At 73.0% G+C, this 16,854-nt stretch carries 10 protein-coding genes; 6 read left to right on the top strand and 4 right to left on the bottom strand.

Annotated elements, in window-relative coordinates; translation table 11 throughout:
• Positions 1-65 precede the first annotated feature (65 nt).
• The 3 genes from CcI49_RS12645 (at position 66) to CcI49_RS12655 (ending at position 6,889) form a co-directional block, all read left to right on the top strand.
• Positions 66-527, top strand: coding sequence for a DUF1772 domain-containing protein (locus CcI49_RS12645; RefSeq protein ID WP_054564898.1), 462 nt, complete (start codon positions 66-68; stop codon positions 525-527).
• Between the two features lie 650 nt (positions 528-1,177).
• Entirely contained in the window at positions 1,178-5,419 is a 4,242-nt protein-coding gene (hrpA, locus tag CcI49_RS12650) for an ATP-dependent RNA helicase HrpA (RefSeq protein ID WP_076826857.1), read from the top strand.
• A gap of 381 nt (positions 5,420-5,800) precedes the next feature.
• Complete coding sequence (locus CcI49_RS12655; protein WP_235497654.1) at positions 5,801-6,889, top strand: PHB depolymerase family esterase; 1,089 nt, start codon at positions 5,801-5,803, stop codon at positions 6,887-6,889.
• A 142-nt stretch (positions 6,890-7,031) separates the two neighbouring features.
• Here the strand turns inward: CcI49_RS12655 and CcI49_RS12660 are convergent, their stop codons facing one another.
• The gene (locus CcI49_RS12660; RefSeq protein ID WP_054564900.1) at positions 7,032-8,225 is read right to left on the bottom strand and encodes a UDP-glucose--hexose-1-phosphate uridylyltransferase; all 1,194 of its coding nucleotides are present in this window, start codon (positions 8,223-8,225) and stop codon (positions 7,032-7,034) included.
• A 258-nt stretch (positions 8,226-8,483) separates the two neighbouring features.
• Between CcI49_RS12660 and soxR the strand changes: the two genes are divergently transcribed.
• The 3 genes from soxR to CcI49_RS12675 all read left to right on the top strand — a co-directional run bounded on the left by soxR (position 8,484) and on the right by CcI49_RS12675 (position 11,391).
• Positions 8,484-8,951: a redox-sensitive transcriptional activator SoxR gene (soxR, locus tag CcI49_RS12665; RefSeq protein WP_054564902.1), complete on the top strand. Its 468-nt coding sequence runs from the start codon at positions 8,484-8,486 to the stop codon at positions 8,949-8,951.
• Positions 8,952-9,063: 112 nt separating this feature from the next.
• Positions 9,064-9,816: an NADPH-dependent FMN reductase gene (locus CcI49_RS12670; RefSeq protein WP_054564903.1), complete on the top strand. Its 753-nt coding sequence runs from the start codon at positions 9,064-9,066 to the stop codon at positions 9,814-9,816.
• A gap of 318 nt (positions 9,817-10,134) precedes the next feature.
• The gene (locus tag CcI49_RS12675) at positions 10,135-11,391 is read left to right on the top strand and encodes an ABC transporter substrate-binding protein (protein ID WP_076826686.1); all 1,257 of its coding nucleotides are present in this window, start codon (positions 10,135-10,137) and stop codon (positions 11,389-11,391) included.
• 89 nt (positions 11,392-11,480) lie between these two features.
• Here CcI49_RS12675 and CcI49_RS12680 read toward each other — a convergent pair whose 3' ends face one another.
• The 3 genes from CcI49_RS12680 to CcI49_RS12690 form a co-directional block, all read right to left on the bottom strand.
• A complete protein-coding gene (locus CcI49_RS12680; RefSeq protein ID WP_054564905.1) occupies positions 11,481-12,221 on the bottom strand; it encodes an ATP-binding cassette domain-containing protein in 741 nt (246 codons plus the stop codon).
• Positions 12,218-15,529 (bottom strand): ATP-binding cassette domain-containing protein, encoded by a 3,312-nt coding sequence (locus CcI49_RS12685; RefSeq protein WP_076826859.1) that lies wholly within the window; start codon positions 15,527-15,529, stop codon positions 12,218-12,220. Before CcI49_RS12685 ends, CcI49_RS12680 begins: the two co-directional genes overlap by 4 nt.
• A 358-nt stretch (positions 15,530-15,887) precedes the next feature.
• The gene (locus tag CcI49_RS12690) at positions 15,888-16,844 is read right to left on the bottom strand and encodes a CAP domain-containing protein (RefSeq protein ID WP_076826689.1); all 957 of its coding nucleotides are present in this window, start codon (positions 16,842-16,844) and stop codon (positions 15,888-15,890) included.
• Positions 16,845-16,854 lie beyond the last annotated feature (10 nt).

Genomic DNA, 16,854 nt, shown 5'->3' on the forward strand with positions numbered 1-16,854 from the left:
GACCATCCCGGCTTGGTATGAATGCATCCACTCAGCCACGCCTGAAGGATGGAGAGCCGGAAGCCATGGTCTCGGCACTCGTCGTGGTCTCCCTCGTTCTGACCGGGCTCGTCGCGGGGACGATGACTATTGGCCTCGTCGCGGTTCGACCCGCGTTGCACTCGCTGCCCACAACCTCATATGTGCTGGTCAAGCAGGCCTTCGACATCAGTTACCCGAAGCTGATGAAGCCGCTTCAGATCACCAGCCTGCTCTCGGCCGTGGCCCTGACCGTGGCCGCGGCGGTGGATGGCGCGACCACCTCCGCGATCTTCGCGGCGGTGGCCTCGGCCGCGGTTCTCACCAACATCCTCGTCACCGTGCGGGGTGACCTTCCGATCAACAACGCGATGGCCAGCTGGGAGCCGGAGGCGCCGCCGAGTGACTGGCAGGACCAGCGTGCCCGCTGGGACTTCTTCAACTCGATCCGGACGACCGCCGCCGTCAGCGCTCTGGTGCTCCTCGCCGTGGCGGCAACCGCCGCCTGATACAGCACCCTGGCCGGTACCGAGTCCTGGCCTCCCCCCGCTCGACGCCGGTGCTCGAACGCGGCCGGGCCCCCGAACGCGGAGGCCCGGTGGGGCGAGTCCGAAGGGTGAAGGATTTCGGTCGCTGGGACGACCGAAATCCTTCCTTCTTGCGGATTAGCAGATGACTCCGCAGCCCTTTCATCCGACTTGTCATGGATTGTCGACATGGCCAGCAGAAGCGTTCGATGGCGAAGACCGGCCAGGGAGCCGCACCGACAACCTTTCGACCACGCGCAGTCAGACCGCGGCGCCAGGCCACCTCGCAGCGCCAGCGCGCGGAACCAGCGCGCAGCGCCACCGCTTCCGGCCACCGCGGGGCCCGGCGGGAATGTGTCCGTCCACCCGAACGCTGGAAAAGCAGGTGCCCGCACGCGGCGTCCCGGGCACAATGCTCCCCCGGGAGCCCCGCCACGCCACGGCGGCGCCCACCCGCCTCGGCGCGGGCGGAGTGTGACCGGTCGGGTAGTCCGCTGGTCGCCACCCGCGTCCGCCGAGGCAGCCAGGAACGCCGATCCGACGACCGCCCGGGACACACGCTGCCAGTGATCTCTCCAGCCGAATCGCCGCCGCCGCGGCTGTCGGAGCTGCGCGCTCACCTCCCCCGGCTGATGGCCGTCGACGCGCATCGCCTCGGCCGCCGCCTCGACCGGGCTCGCAAGACGCGGGACGCCGGCGCGCGCGAGTCCTCCATCGCACGCATCGCGGCCGACGTCGAAGCCGCACGCCTTCGGGTCGCGACGCGGCAGGCGAGCGTGCCGCTCATCCACTACCCGGAGGAGCTGCCCGTCAGCCAGCGCCGGGACGAGCTCCTGGCCGCCATCCGTGACCACCAGGTCGTGGTCATCGCCGGTGAGACCGGCTCGGGAAAGACCACCCAGATCCCCAAGCTGTGCCTGGAGCTGGGCCGCGGGGTGCTCGGCATGATCGGGCACACCCAGCCACGGCGGATCGCGGCACGCACCGTCGCCGAACGGATCGCGGCGGAGCTGGGCAGCACGATCGCGGGGCGCGACCAGCGGATCACCGCCCCCGCGCAGGGCCGACCCGACCAGCCCAGCCAACCCGCCGAAACCGACCAGCCCGACCCAAACGATCTAATCGATCTAAGCGATCCAAGCGATCAGCCCGACCAGCCGGGTGGCGCGGCCACTGACGGCCTGGTGGGTTATCAGATGCGGTTCACCGACCGGGTCGGGCCCACCACCCTCATCAAGCTGATGACGGACGGCATCCTGCTCAACGAGCTCGCCGCCGACCGGATGCTGCGCCAGTACGACACGCTCATCATCGACGAGGCGCACGAGCGCAGCCTCAACATCGACTTCATTCTCGGCTACCTGCACGGGCTTCTCCCCCGCCGCCCGGATCTCAAGGTGATCATCACCTCGGCGACGATCGATCCGCACCGGTTCGCCCGCCACTTCCACGGAGCGCCGGTGATCGAGGTGTCGGGCCGCACCTATCCGGTGGAGATGCGGTATCGACCTCTCACCGGTTCCGACGGCGGCGACGCCGGTGACCGCGGTGACCGGCACGATGGCTCGGATCGAAGCCCCGCACGGGAGCGGAACCGCGACCGCGACCGGGACCGGGACCGCGCCAGGGACCGAGGCCGGGAGCGGGAGCCCGACCGGGACAGCGAGCGGGACCAGGTCTCGGCGATCTGCGACGCGGTGGACGAGCTGTGTGCCGAGGGACCGGGCGACATCCTGGTGTTCCTCAGCGGCGAGCGCGAGATCCGGGACACCGCGGAGGCGCTGGCCCGGCAGGACCGCCCGGCCACCGAGGTGCTGCCGTTGTACGCGCGGCTGTCCTCGGCCGAGCAGCACCGGGTGTTCAGCCCGCATACCGGGCGGCGGATCGTGCTGGCCACGAACGTCGCCGAGACGTCGCTGACGGTCCCGGGCATCCGGTATGTGATCGATCCCGGGCTCGCCCGCGTCTCCCGGTACAGCCATCGGACGAAGGTGCAGCGGCTGCCGATCGAGCCGGTCTCCCAGGCCTCGGCGAACCAGCGCGCCGGCCGGTGCGGGCGGACGTCCGACGGCATCTRCATCCGGCTGTACGCCGAGGACGATTTTCTCGCCCGGCCGGCCTTCACCGATCCCGAGATCCTGCGGACGAACCTCGCGTCGGTGATCCTGCAGATGGAGGCGCTCGGCCTCGGCGAGATGGCCGACTTCCCGTTCCTCGACGCACCCGAGACGCGCCAGATCACCGACGGTGTTCGGCTGCTGACCGAGCTTGGCGCGCTGGTCGAGGAGGCCGAGCCCGGCCGGCGGCTCACCCCGGTCGGGCGCAGCCTGGCGCAGCTTCCGGTCGATCCGCGGCTGGCCCGGATGGTGCTCGCCGCCGGCGAGCTCGGCTGCCTGTCGGAGGTCCTCGTCATCGCGTCGGCGCTGGCGATCCAGGACCCGCGGGAACGGCCGGTGGAGCAGCGCGCCGCCGCCGACCTGGCCCACGCCCGGTTCACCGACCCGACGTCGGACTTCGTGTCGATCCTGAACCTGTGGCGACATCTGCGCACCGCGCGCGAGGAGCGGTCGTCCAACCAGTTCCGCCGCCTGTGCCGCACCGAGTTCCTGAACTACCTGCGCATCCGGGAGTGGCAGGACGTCCACGGCCAGCTGCGCTCGATCGCGCGGAACCTGGGGCTGACGCCGAACGAGAGCCCGGCGGACGACCGGTCGCTGCACCAGGCGCTGCTGACCGGGCTGCTGTCCCACATCGGCCGCTACGAGCCCGAGAAGAAGGACTACCTCGGGGCACGCGGTGCCCGGTTCGCGATCTTCCCGGGTTCCGGGCTGGCCCGCCGGCGGCCGGCGCGGCCGGAGAGCCCGCAGGCAGCCGGCGCGGACGCCGGTGGCGCGGGCGGCGGGGCCGACGTGGGCCCGGACGCCCAGGGCGACCGGCGTGGGCCCGGCATCCCGACCTGGGTGATGGCCGCGGAGCTGGTGGAGACGTCCCGGCTGTGGGCCCGCACGGTGGCGCGGGTCGAGCCCGACTGGGTCGAGCCGCTGGCCGAGCATCTGCTGCGCCGCACCTACAGCGAGCCGCACTGGTCGCGCCGGCAGGCGGCGGCACTGGCCTACGAGAAGGTCACGCTCTACGGCGTCCCGTTGGTGACCGCGCGGCTGGTGCAGTACGGCCGGATCGACCCGGTGGTGAGCCGGGAGCTGTTCGTCCGGCACGCGCTGGTGGAGGGCGACTGGAACACCCGGCACGCGTTCTTCCAGGCGAACCGGGAGCTGCTCGCGGACGTCGAGGAGCTGGAGCACCGGGCCCGGCGCCGCGACATCCTCGTCGACGACCAGACGCTCTACGACTTCTACGACCAGCGGATCCCCGCGGACGTCGTCTCCGGCCGCCATTTCGACACCTGGTGGAAGGCGACCCGGCGCACGCAGCCCGACCTGCTCGACTTCTCCGCGGCGATGCTGGTCAACGACCGCGCCGGCGCGATCCGCACGCAGGACTACCCGGACGTCTGGGTCGCCGGCGAAGTGGAGCTGCCGCTCACGTACCAGTTCACGCCCGGCGAGGCCGCCGACGGCGTGACCGTGCGGGTGCCGCTGCCGGTGCTGGGGACGCTGCCGGCCGAGCCGTTCACCTGGCAGGTGCCCGGGCTGCGCGAGGAGCTGATCACCGCGATGATCCGCGGGCTGCCCAAGGTCGTCCGGCGCGGCTTCGTGCCCGCGCCGAACTACGCGCGGGCCGTGCTCGACCGGATCACCCCGGACGACCATCCGCTGGCCGACGCGGTCGCGGCGGAGCTGCACCGGATGAGCGGGGCCGCGCTGCCGCCCGGGGTCTGGGCGCCGCCCCGGCTGGTGGAGATGCTGCCGCCCCATCTGCGGATGACGTTCCGGGTGGTCGACGACCGCGGGGCGACCCTCGCCGAGGGCAAGGACCTGGCGGAGCTGCGGGCCCGGCTGCGGCCGAAGACCCGGGCCGTGGTCTCCGCCGCCGCCGCGGGGGTGGAGCGTTCGGGCCTGCGGGCCTGGGAGATCGGCACCCTGCCGACGGTGATCGAGCGCACCCGCGGCGGGCATGTCGTGCGGGCCCATCCGGCGCTCGTGGACGAGAGCACGTCGGTGTCCGTCCGGGTCTTCGACAACCCGGACGAGGCCGACGCCGCGATGTGGGCCGGCACCCGGCGGCTGCTCCTGCTGGGCGTGCCATCCCCCGTCCGGGGCATCATCGGTCGGCTGCCGAACGCGGCGAAGCTGGCCCTGAGCAACAATCCGCACCGCGACGTCAGCGACCTGCTGGACGACTGCGTCGCCTGCGCCGCGGACACGCTGCTGCGCCGGGCGGGCGGGCCCGCCCGGGACGAGGCCGGCTTCGGGGCCCTGCTCGAGGTCGTGCGCGCCGAGCTGCCGGAGCGCTCGTTGGCGGTGGTGCGGGCCACCGAGCGGGTGCTGGCGCTGGCGCACCAGGTCGACCGGAGCCTGCGCACCCTGACCAGCCCGGCGTTGCTGGCGACCACGGCAGACCTGCGCGGCCAGCTCGACGACCTGATCCACCGCGGCTTCGTGACCCGGACGGGCTTCGAGCGGCTGCCCGATCTGGAGCGCTATCTCACCGCCGCCACCCGGCGCGTCGACCGGCTGCCCGGCGACGCCGCCCGGGATCGCCAGCTCACCACCCGGGTGGGCCATGTTCTGACGGCCTACCGCGAGCTGGTCAAGGAGCTGGGCCCGGCCGCCGCCGCGGCGGAGCCCGTCGCGGCGGTCCGCTGGATGATCGAGGAACTGCGGGTGAGCCTGTTCGCGCAGGCGCTGCGCACGCCGTACCCGGTCTCCGAGGAACGCATCTACCGGGCGATCGACGGCCTTCGTCATCCCTGACGGCACCGGGTCTGACGACAACGGGTCTGACGACAACGGGTTTCTGACGACGCCGGGTCGCCGGCTCCCACGACTGCGGGCCGCCGCCGGCTGGCGTTGCTGCCCGACAAGATCTGCGGCTTTCGGTCGTTCCAACGACCAAAAGCGGCAGATCTTCGAACCGCGGCCGTGGGGTATGGATGGGCGGCTCGCCCGCCGACCGCACCCCGCGGATGACCATCGGGCGCCACCCGGGGTGGCGGTGCCGCCGCGGCCCGCATCACGGCTGGTAGGGCCGTCAGCACCGATCCGAGGCGCTATTACGATGACCTCGGCCGCGGCCCCGCGGCGAAGTCAGCGACATACATCTATCTGCCTGTATCTGCCTGATCGAGAGCCCGGGTGGGGGGTGCAGTGGCGTTCGGCCACCGACGAGTCATCGCGCTCCTCGTCGCCGTCGGCCTGCCACTCGCAGCCCTCCTCGCGACACAGGTCGCGCTGGAGGCGACCGGCTTCCCGTCCGCGACGAGCGCCGCCTCCGCCGCGCACGTGGTCGCCGAGGCCTCCCCGGGCACCGCGACCGCCCCCGCGACGGGCACCACGACCGGTGCGGCGCGGCACGCCGCGGCGCCCGAGGGCACCGCCGCCGCCAAGTCGGGGGCCTCGGCCTCCTCATCAGCTGGGACCGTGGCCGCTGGGACCGCGGCCTCGCCCACCAGCGGTGCGGCGTCGTCGACCGTGACGCCGGCCGCCACCGCCGCCACCGCCGCGGCGGGCGCCACCTACACCGAGCTCGTCACACTGGCGTCCGGGCGCAGCTACGACCTGCACACCACCGTCCAGGCGGGGCAGCGCAGACCGCTGGTGATCCTCCTTCACGCGTACCTGCACGACGCGGCCGCGATGCGCGACCTCAGCGGCGCGACCCCGTATTCCGACGAGCACGGATTCGTCCTCGCCTACGGGCACGCAATCGACGGGGCCTGGAACTCCGGCACCTGCTGCGCGGGTGTGAACGGTGTCGACGACGTCGCCTACCTGCGAGAGCTCGTGGCGGACGTGGAACGACGAACCCCGGTCGACCCGGCCCGGGTCTACGTCTGGGGCTACTCGAACGGCGGCATGATGGCGGCGCGGGCCGTCTGCGAGGCGCCCGAGGTCTTCGCCGCCGCCGGAGTCGTCGCCGGCGCGCTGCTCGTGCCCTGTCAGCAGGCGCCCATTCGGATGATGCACATCCACGGCACCCAGGACACGACCGTGCCCTGGCGCGGAGGCTGGTCGGACTACGTGAAGGTCACGTTCCCCGACTCACGCACCGAATCCTCGCGGGTGACCAGCTCGTCGGTGGTGGTCGGTGTGCCCTGGGACGGCGGTCACGACTGGCCGTGGTGGGCCACCGGGAAGCTCTGGGAGTTCTCCTCCCAGCAACGCCTGGCCAGCCAGCAAGGCGTGGACGGCGACGCCGACGACGCCCTTCCCGGCACACCCTGACCGGCCACCGACCCGGCCCGACCCACCCCGGCCCGCCACAGCGGCTCCAAGATCCGAGGATTTCGGTCGTCCCCACGACCACGATCCTCAAGTCCTGTCCGGCGGCAGCAGCCGGCCGGAGCTCGGGACCTGTCCGGCAGGCTCACACAGCGGCGGGCGGCTCTGTCACGCGGCGGCGCGCGGCGCGCAGGCGGGCGGCGGCGTCCTCAGGCGTGATGTCGCGCTGCATCCCGGCGAACAGGTCGTAGCCCACCACGTGCTTGCGCACCGTCGGCGACCGCAGCAACGGCGGGTGGAAATGGGCATGGAGCTGCCAGTGCTCGGTCGCCTGCCCGGCGGAGCCGTTGTGCGGGCCCGGGGCGGAATGCCAGCCCATCGAGTACGGAAAGGGACTGTCGAACAAGGCGTCATAGGTGCGCAGCAGCGAACGCAGCACGCCTGCCAGCGAGTCACGCTCCGGGCCGGTCAGGTCGTGCAGCAGGCGCACCGGGCGGCGGGGCAGCAGCAGCGTCTCGAAGGGCCACAGCGCCCAGTAGGGCACGACGACGACCCAGTGGTCGTCCGCCACCACCACCCGGCTCGGACCGGAGGCCGCGCCCGCCGCGTCGAGGTCGGACTCCAGCGCCGCGTAGTCGACGAGCAGGGAGGTCCCCTGCGCCTGCAGGTAGGCCCGCTGGGAGCGGTCCTCGGTGGCCGGCAGGTCCGGCATGAACGACGACGCCCAGATCTGGCCGTGCGGATGCGGGCTGGACGCGCCCATCGCCGCCCCGCGGTTCTCGAAGATCTGCACCCACGTCCAGGTACGGGCCAGGTCGCGCTCCTGGTCGGCCCAGGTGTCGACGACGGCGCGGACCCGCTCGAGGGGCAGGCTGGCCAGGGTGAGGTCGTGGCGTGGGTCGAAACAGACGACGCGGCAGGTTCCCGCACCCGGAGCCGCCCGCAGCAGCGCGGACGCCCGGGCATCGGACATCGGCGCCGCACCGTCCGCCATGTGCGGCAGCGCACCGTTCGCCGTGTTCGGCGCGGCCTCACCCAGCCAGCCGCCCGGCGCGTCGGAGGATCCGGGCCGCAGCGCCGGAAAGTCGTTCTCGAACACGTAGACGCCGTCGTAGTCCGGATTCCCGATGCCGGAGGCCCGCGCGTTTCCGGGGCAGAGATGACATTCGGGATCGTAGGCGGGGAGGTCGGTGGCGACCTTCTCCTCGCCGCCGCGCCACGGGCGCGCGACCCGGCCCGCCGACACGAGAATCCAGCGCCCGGTAAGAGGGTCGAAGCGCCGATGCGCGCCTTCGCCGGCCGCCTCCGGCCCGCCGGCCGCCTCCGGCAGGGCCAGCACACCGGGCTGCGCGCCCGCACCGTTCGCGCCCGCACCGTTGGGAGCTTCACCGTTGGGAGCTTCACCGTTCGGAGCTTCACCGTTCGGGGCTGCACGGTTCGGACCCGTACCGCTCGAGCCCGGACGGCCGTCCGGCACGGGACCGTCATCTGATCGGGGAACCGCGGCAAGCACGGTCAAATCGTAGCGAGCCCGGAGTCAGGCCGCCGGCCCAGAAACCTAAAGCTCACTTCATGTTGACCGCTGTACGGTCGGGAAATGGACGCCTCGGACGCCATGACCCTCGGTGAAGTCGTGCGCCGCAGTGGTTTCAGTGCCTCGGCGCTGCGTTTCTACGAGCGGGAAGGGCTGCTGAGCACAACACGGACCAGCGGCGGCCAGCGCCGGTACCCGCGCCACGCCCTGCGTCGGCTGGCCTTCATCCGCGCGGCCCGCAACGTGGGGCTCAGCCTGGACGAGATCCGCGAGTCGCTGCAGCGCCTGCCGGCCGAACGTACTCCCACCAAGGCCGACTGGACCGCGATCTCGCGGGCCTGGCGCAGCCGGCTCGACGAGCAGATCGAGGCACTGGAACGGCTGCGCGACGGCCTCGACACCTGCATCGGCTGTGGCTGCCTGTCGCTGCGGCGCTGCCACATGTCGAACCCCGACGACCACGTCGCCGTCTTCGGCCCCGGGGCCGTGGCGCTGCCGCCCGCATTGCGACGCCGCGCCGATCGGCACTGAACACCTGCCAGTACGCTTTCCGTCGCTTCCGCCCCACGCCTTGCGGTAGGCAGATTTCGTCCACGAGGTCCCGCGGGCGAGATCGGCAGCGGTTTGCGACGAGGAGGAGTCGATGGTCGACGCGCACAGCGCGTTCACGTCGAGCGGTGAAGGTGTGCACACGGGTGCGGGCGAGCCGCTCGCCCGCCGGGACACGAGCAGGCGATCACGCCCCGCCGACCGGGCGGGTGGGGACGTCCTCGGGGATCTCGCCGCACTGGCCGTGCGCAGTGGCCAGGCCGCCCGCCCGGATCGTCGGCGGCGCCCGACGATCGTGGGCTTAGGCGGGACGACCCGGCCGGAGTCGGCGTCGTTGCGCGCGCTGGAGACGGTGCTGCGGTCCATGGCCGCGGCGGGCGCGGAGACGGTGCTGCTCGGCTCGGTCGACATCGACCTGCCGATGTACGTTCCGGACCAGGTCGAGCGCACTCCCGCGGCTCGCCGGCTGGTCGCCGAGATCGCCCGGGCCGACGCGGTGGTGATCGCCACTCCCGGCTACCACGGCGGTGTGTCGGGGCTGGTCAAGAACGCGCTGGACTACCTGGAGGATCTCCGGGACGCACCGCGCCCCTACCTCGACGGACGTGCCGTCGGGCTGATCGTCTGCGCGGACGGCCCCCAGACGGCGGGCACCACTCTCGCGGCGCTGCGTTCCTCGGTCCACGCGCTGCGCGGCTGGCCGACTCCCCTCGGCGTCTCGATCGACACCTCCACGGCGCCCTTCGGCGCGGGCGGCGAGGTGCTCGACCGGCGGGCCGCGAGCCATCTGGAAACGCTCACGGACCAGGTCATGGGCTTCACCTACGCCTGGTCGCAGGTCATCTGAGCCACCTGGCCAGCTGAGCGCGACCTGAGCGAGCGCAGCGGCCCGTTGGAAGGCTCTGGACGCCTCGTTGCGCCGCCTGGCCGCGTATCCGCGGTTGCTCCGGACGGGTGTGTGCGGCCTCGCCCCGGCGTGGCCGCAGATCCCCGAAAACTGTGCGTAGCGTTAGGTAAACGCCACACCAGCGGATTCTCGACTCACCTGCCGTAGGGATCACATCCGGACAGGGCTACCGTGGCGTGGCTTTCCGGGGTTGCGCGGGTGCCTGCGCCCGACACGCCGCCCCGCCAGCCCGCCAGCAGCACAAGGAAGGACTAGCCGGTGAGACGAGGTCTGGGCCTGCGGCTCGGCGCAGCCTGTATCGGAGCCGCGATGGCTCTCGCCGCCTGCGGTGGGAGCGACGACAGCAGCGGGGCGGCCTCCGATGGCACGGCCGCCGGATCGGGCACCCCGGTCAAGCTCATGGTCATCGCACCGGTCGGGACCACCGGCAGCAACTATCCCGAGCTGGTGGCGGCGGCGAAGGCGGCCGCCCGCGCGGTGAACGTCCGCGGCGGGATCAAGGGCCATCCCGTGGAGATCGTGCACTGCAACGAGAAGAACGACGCCGCGGCCGCGAAGGAATGCGCCCAGCAGGCCGTGGACGAGAAGGTCCTGGCCGTCGTGTCGGCGGTTTCCGGCTCCGGTGGGATAATGCCGATCCTGGAGCAGGCGGGCATCCCCGCCATCGGTTCGGCCGGCATCGCCGCGGATGGCTCCGAGCTCAGCTCGAAGGTGAGCTTCATGCTCAGCCCGCTCACCTTCTACCCGGCCGTCTGCCCGTCGCTGCTGCGCAAGGCCGGCGCGTCGAGCATCGGCCTGGTCGGGTACGACCTGTCCTACAGCGACCGGCTGATCACGATGGCCCAGGCGGGCGCGCGGGCAGTCGGCACACCGCTCGCCCCCGAGCTGCGCATCCCGATCTCCACCAGCGACTTCACCCCGACCGTCACCCAGCTCACCAGGGCGAAGGCGAACGGGGCGGTGCTCGTGGTGTTCGACCAGGCCGCCTACGCCGTGATCAAGGGCGCCGGCACCAGCCTGCGGACCTGCCACGCGGCCGGCACTCTCTCGGAGAAGTACCTGGCCAGCCTCGGCGCGGCCGCCGACAACCTCGTTGTCGCCAGTCCGTTCCCCGAGCTCAGCCAGCAGGGCGAGTTCCCCGAGCTGGCCCGGATGATCTCCGAGCTCGACGACGAGGAGAAGGCCGGCGACGCCGACGCCGCCGCCGACCTGCGCTCGGCGACCGGGACCACCGCCGCCTGGCTTTCCGTGCAGGTGGCGGAGAAGGTCGGCAACGCCGTCCCCGGCGAGCTGACCTCGCAGGCCCTGCTCGACCAGCTGGGGAAGACCAAGGGGCTCGACCTCGGCCTGGTTCCGCCATTGGACTTCACCACCCCGAACCCCGTTCCCGGCGTCGAGCGGGTCTTCAACACGACGATGCGCGGTGCCCGGTGGGACAGCGCCACCGGCGGGTTCGTGTCGCTCGGGCCGGAGACCTACGACGCGATGACCCTGCTGAAGCAGGGCGCGTCCTGAGCAGGACGTCCTGAGCACGAGGGCGGGAACGCAGGGCGCGGAACAGGGCGGTGGCGGTCCCGGCTGAACGGGGCCGCCACCGCCCGCGCTCAGGCGAGCGGAAGGTAGGCGCCGAGCAGGAGGTCGGGGTTCTCCCGCGCCTGCCGCGCCGGGCCGGACCAGGAGATCTGCCCGTGCCGCAGGACGACCACCCGATCCGCGACGGCGAGGGCGCTGCGCACGTGCTGCTCGACGAGCAGCACGGCCAGCCCCCCGTCGGCCGCGGCCCGGACGACACCGAGCAGCCGTTCGGCCAGGCGCGGGGCCAGGCCGAGGGACAGTTCGTCGGCCAGCAGCGCGGCGGGGCGGCGGGCGAGGGCCCGAGCCAGGGCCACCATCTGCTGCTGTCCGCCGGAGAGCAGCCCGGCCCGTCGGTCGAGATGGCTTTCGAGCTCGGGGAACGTCTGCAGGGCCAGGCCGACGTCCGCGCGGCCGATCCGCAGGTTCTCCCGAACCGTGAGATTCATGATCACCGACTTGTCCTCGGGGACGAGGGCGAGCCCGGCCCGCGCGCGCTGGTGCAGCGGCGCGGTGGTGATCTGGCCGCCCCAGCGGACGACGCCGGCGCGCGGCTGCAGCGCACCACTCAGGGCCAGCAACGTCGTCGTCTTGCCGGCACCGTTCGGCCCGAGCAACGTGACGACCTCGCCTGGCCACAGCTCCAGGTCGAGGTCACGCACCACCGGCCCGGCATCCCCGTAGCCGGCCGACAGCCCGCGCGTGCTCAGGACGGGTGTGCCGCTCCGGGATCCCGCGTCGGCGATCGCGCGCAGCCCCCTGTCGGGGGTCATCGTCTGGTCCCGGCGGCCGGGCCGGACGAGCCGGCCGGGCCGGACGAGCTGCTTGCGACGGCCGGGTCGGCCGGTCCCAGGTATGCGTCACGCACCCGTTCGTTGACGCGGATCTGGCCGGGCGTGCCGCGCGCGATCACCTCGCCACCGTCGAGGACCACGACCTGGTCACAGATCCGCATCACCACCTCCATGTCGTGCTCGTTGAGCAGGATGCCCAGGCCCCAGTGGTCCGCGAGCCGGCGCAGCAGCGTCGCGACACCCGCGCTCTCGTTCTCGTCCAGCCCCGCGCACGGCTCGTCGAGGAGGAGGACGGACGGGCAGGTCGCGACGGCGCGGGCGATCGCCAGCAGGCGGCGGCGGCCGTAGGGCAGCTCCGACACCGGGCGGAGCAGATCGGCGCGGAGCCCGAACGCCTCGACCGCAGCCGCCGCGGCGGCCGGCAGCGGACGGGCCCGGGGCAGCACGAGGTCCCCCAGGTAGGCACGGGCGTCCCGCGGGTCGCAGGCGGCCTGGATGTTCTCCATGACGGTGAGGTCCTCGAAGAGCTCCAGGTTCTGGAACGACCTGCTGATCCCCGCCCGGGCGCGCAGATGGGCCGGCAGGCGGTCGAGGCGGGCCTCACCGAGCATCAGCGACTGCGAGACCGACCCCGTGTAACCGGTGATCGCGTCAATCACTGTGGTCTTTCCGGCGCCGTTCGGACCGATGACGCCGACGATCTGGCCAGGCTCCACCCGCAGATCGACGCCGCGGATCACTTCCACCGCGCCGAAGCGCACCGAGAGCCCCCAGGCGGAGAGCGTCGCTGGTCGGGCCGGATAGCCGACCGATCCCACCTGGCGCATCGGCCCGGTCTCCAGCCCGTTGGCCACCGGCCCCGCGGGAGCAGTCGGCTGGGCCGGGGCAGCGGGCTGGGCGGGAGCAACCGGAGCGGCGCGGACTGCCGGACCGGCCGGACCGACCGGAGTAGCGGCGACGGTGCCGATCGCCGGTACCGCGCCGAGCAGCCGGGTGACCCGGGCGGCATCCGCGGCCGCGCGCCGCTCGAGGGCGGCCGGGAAACGGCGCTCGAGCACGCGCCGGGCGGTGCGGGCGTTCTCCGGCGCCATGCCGCCGCCCGACCGGGACAGCACGGTGACGAGCACCAGACCGCCGATCAGCGGGACGTAGCGGTCGAGATCCGCGAGCCAGTCGACGATGCGCCCGCCCGCCGCGAAGGCGACGCCCGCGCAGACGGCGGCCGTCAGCCAGGGCAGCGCACGCCCGGCCAGGCGCCCGGCGCCACGCGGCCCGGACTCGCCCACGCCCGGCGCCGGCTCACCCGCCGCCCAGTTCTCAGGCCTGCCCGCCGGCGCGCTCGCGGGCCCGCCCACCGACCCGCCCACCGGTGCCGGCCGGCGCGGCGCGACGGCGCGCCCGAGGGCCAGGCCGATGATCGCGGCGAGGGCGGCCAGCAGCAGCCGCAGGACGGCACCCAGCTGCGCCAGCAGGCTTCCCACCCAGGCGCCGATGCGGGTCGCCAGCGCGTCGGCGGCCATCGTCGCGCCGGCGAAGGCACCGCTGGTCCAGCCGACCCCGCCCACCACCGCGTAGGCGATCAGCAGGATCGACGCGAACGGCGAGAACAGCCCGCCGCCGTAGTCGATGTTGCCCCGCTCACCGTAGGCGTAGAAGGCGTACAGCACCCCGCCGAAGCCGGCGATCGCCGCCGAGAGCGCGAAGGCGTAGATCTTCGCCCCGACGACGCTGATCCCGAGGGCGGCCGCCGCACGCTCGTTCGTCCGCACAGCGATCAGCCGCCGGCCCGCCCGCCCGCGCCGCAGGTTCGCGACGAGCAGCGCCAGCACGGTGAAGGCCAGCAGGGACAGGGTGGCGAAACCACGCGGGTCGGAGACCTTGTCCAGGTGGACGCCGAGGAGGGTGGCGTCGCCGACCTCGGTGCCCTCCAGCCTGGAGAGGTCACCGAACAGGTCACCGAGCGGGCTCGCGGGCGCGGGCGAGTGGTACCCGCGCTGGAACAGCAGGGCGTCCACCGCGGCGCCGAGGCCGAGGGTGACGACGGCGAGCTGCAGGCCACGGGTCCGCAGCGCCGGCAGCGCGAACAGCACTCCGACGAGCGCCGTCCCGGCGACCCCGACGACGAGCGCCGCCTCCAGCGGCCACCCCTGCACCGCCACGAGCCGTCCGGCGATCAGGGCCGCCGTGCCGGAGAAGGCGAGCTGGGCGAGGGAGAGCTGGCCGGTGAAGCCGACCAGCACCACCACCGAAAGGATGATCATGGCCCAGATGGCGTTCGCGTTCAGCGCGTTCACCCAGGGCGCCGGCAGCAGCCACCAGATACAGACGAGCGCGCCGGCCACCGCGGCACCCAGCGCCCGCCAGTACACCCGGCCGCTGCCCAGCGACGGATGACGCTCGGCGACATGCCCGCGGTCGGGAATCCCGCGCCCGCGCACCGCCAGATAGAACACGATCACCGCCAGCGGAACGGCCCGGTCCACGCCCCGCCAGACGGGATGGTCCGCCACCAGGTGGACCTGCAGCTCCAGCTCCACCGCGGCGAGCGCCAACGCGCCGACGAGCACCGCCGGCAGTGATCTGAACCGGGCGACCAGGGCGACGGCCAGGCCCGGCACGATCAGCAGCATCAGCCCACCGGCGGACAGCGGGTTCTGCAGCGGCGCCAGCAGCACACCGCCGAGCCCGGCCAGCGCGGACCCGGCGAGCCAGGCCCAGCTCGCCACGGCGTCCGGCGACCAGCCCAGGGTCGCCGCGGCCCGTGCGTTCTCCGTCACCGCGGTCGCCGCGAGCCCCAGCGTGGTGAACCGGAACACCGCCCACAGCCCCGCCACCACCACGACCACCACCGCGAGGCGGGTGAAGACGTCCACACCCACCGCGGTGTCGAACAACGTCACCTTGGACGTCGGCAAAACGGTCGGCGAGTTCCGCACGTCGCTGCCGTACATCAGCGTCAGCGACGACTGGATGACGATGAGCAGTCCGAGCGTGGCCATCAGCCGCAGCACGGCCGTCGCCTGGCGCATCGGGCGGAGCACCAGCTGCTGGAAGGCGACCCCGATGGCCATCGTGGAGCCGACGGCGAGCAGCGCCGCCAGTGCCCGCGGCAGCCCCCAGACACTGCTCGCGCCGTGGAACGCGTAGGCGGACCAGGCCAGCAGCGCACCCTGCGCCATGTTCAGGACACCGGCGCCCCGCTGCACCACCACGACACCCGTGGCGACCAGTGCGTAAAGGGCACCGGTGCCCAGGCTCAACAGGACGTAGCCCATGACGTCGTTCACGGCCACCACCTCGCATCACACCGGTGGCCGGTGTCTGCCTGCGCTCAAGGAGGGCCACGAGCGCCTCCGGACATGGCCCACGAACGCGCCGTGGACCCACCTGATCAACGCGAACAACCCTGATCACGGATCACGGTGACAGCTGGGAACGTATGGTCACAAAGACCTGCTCGGCAAGCAAACCATCCACAATTTGCGATCTCCGGCCCCGCCCGGCCCGATTCGCGGTCGGCGTGGTCAGGACGTTCGGCTCGGCGCCGCCACCGGAATCGGACCTACGCCACATCCGCCACAGGCCCCGCGCACACCTGTCGGTGGCACCACGGCCGGGTACCTGATCACCTCTGCACCCGGAGGATCACCTGGGCGACCCGAAGACCTGCGTCCAGTAGACGCCGTACTCGCCGCCCTCGACCCGGCCGACGCCGAGCTGACGAACCTGCGGCCGCAGGATGTTCGCCCGGTGCCCCGGGCTGTCCATCCAGCCGGCGACGACCTCGCGTGCCGTCCGCTGACCGGCGGCGATGTTCTCGGCGACCACCGAGTAGTCGTAACCGGCGGCCCGGACCCGGTCGGCGACGCTGATCCCCTCCGGGGTGTCGTGGGCGAAGAAGCCGCGGGCGGCCATGTCCGCGCTGTGCCGGGCGGCCGCCGCGGCCAGCCGGGGCTCGGCGGTCAGCGCGGCCAGCCCCGCCCGGGCGCGTTCGGCGTTGGTGAGCGCCAGCACCTCGGCGAGGACGTCCCCCGGGGCCGCGGGCGGCGGAACCGGCGCCGACCGCCCGGAAGCGGGCACCGGCACCGACCGCCCGGGAGCGGGCGCCGGGGGCGAGTCGTCCACGTCGACGCCGAAGTCACGGGCGAGGCCGGCCAGCCCGTCCGCGTACCCGGCGCCGAGCGCTCGCAGCTTCCAGCCCGGCCCGCGCCGGTAGATCTCGGCGATCTGCAGGACCGTCTGGGTGCCGAGCGGCGGCGGGCGCAGGGTGGCGACGGTGCGGCCGGCGGCGCTGACAGTCGCCTGCGGCGATGGCAGCCGGCCGAACGGCGTGACGCCGTCCGCCGGGCTGGCGACGAGCACGACCCGCTCGGCACCCGGGCGCAGCCGGCTCAGGTCGAGCTCGATGGCCGGCGAGCCCGGCGTGGCACGCAGCATGACGCCCGGTGCCGACCGCTGGTTGTAGAAGACCATGTCCCGATCGCCGGACACCCGCCCGTCCGGCCCGAGCACGAGCGCCGAGAGATCGAAGGGGCCCGGCAGCTCCATGGAGATCACGGTGCCGGACAGCTCGGTGTTGGCTCCGGACACGAGCTCCGCCATCTGGCCTCCT

It is taken from the genome of Frankia sp. CcI49 (genome assembly GCF_001983215.1).
In the GTDB taxonomy this organism is placed as follows: domain Bacteria; phylum Actinomycetota; class Actinomycetes; order Frankiales; family Frankiaceae; genus Parafrankia; species Parafrankia irregularis.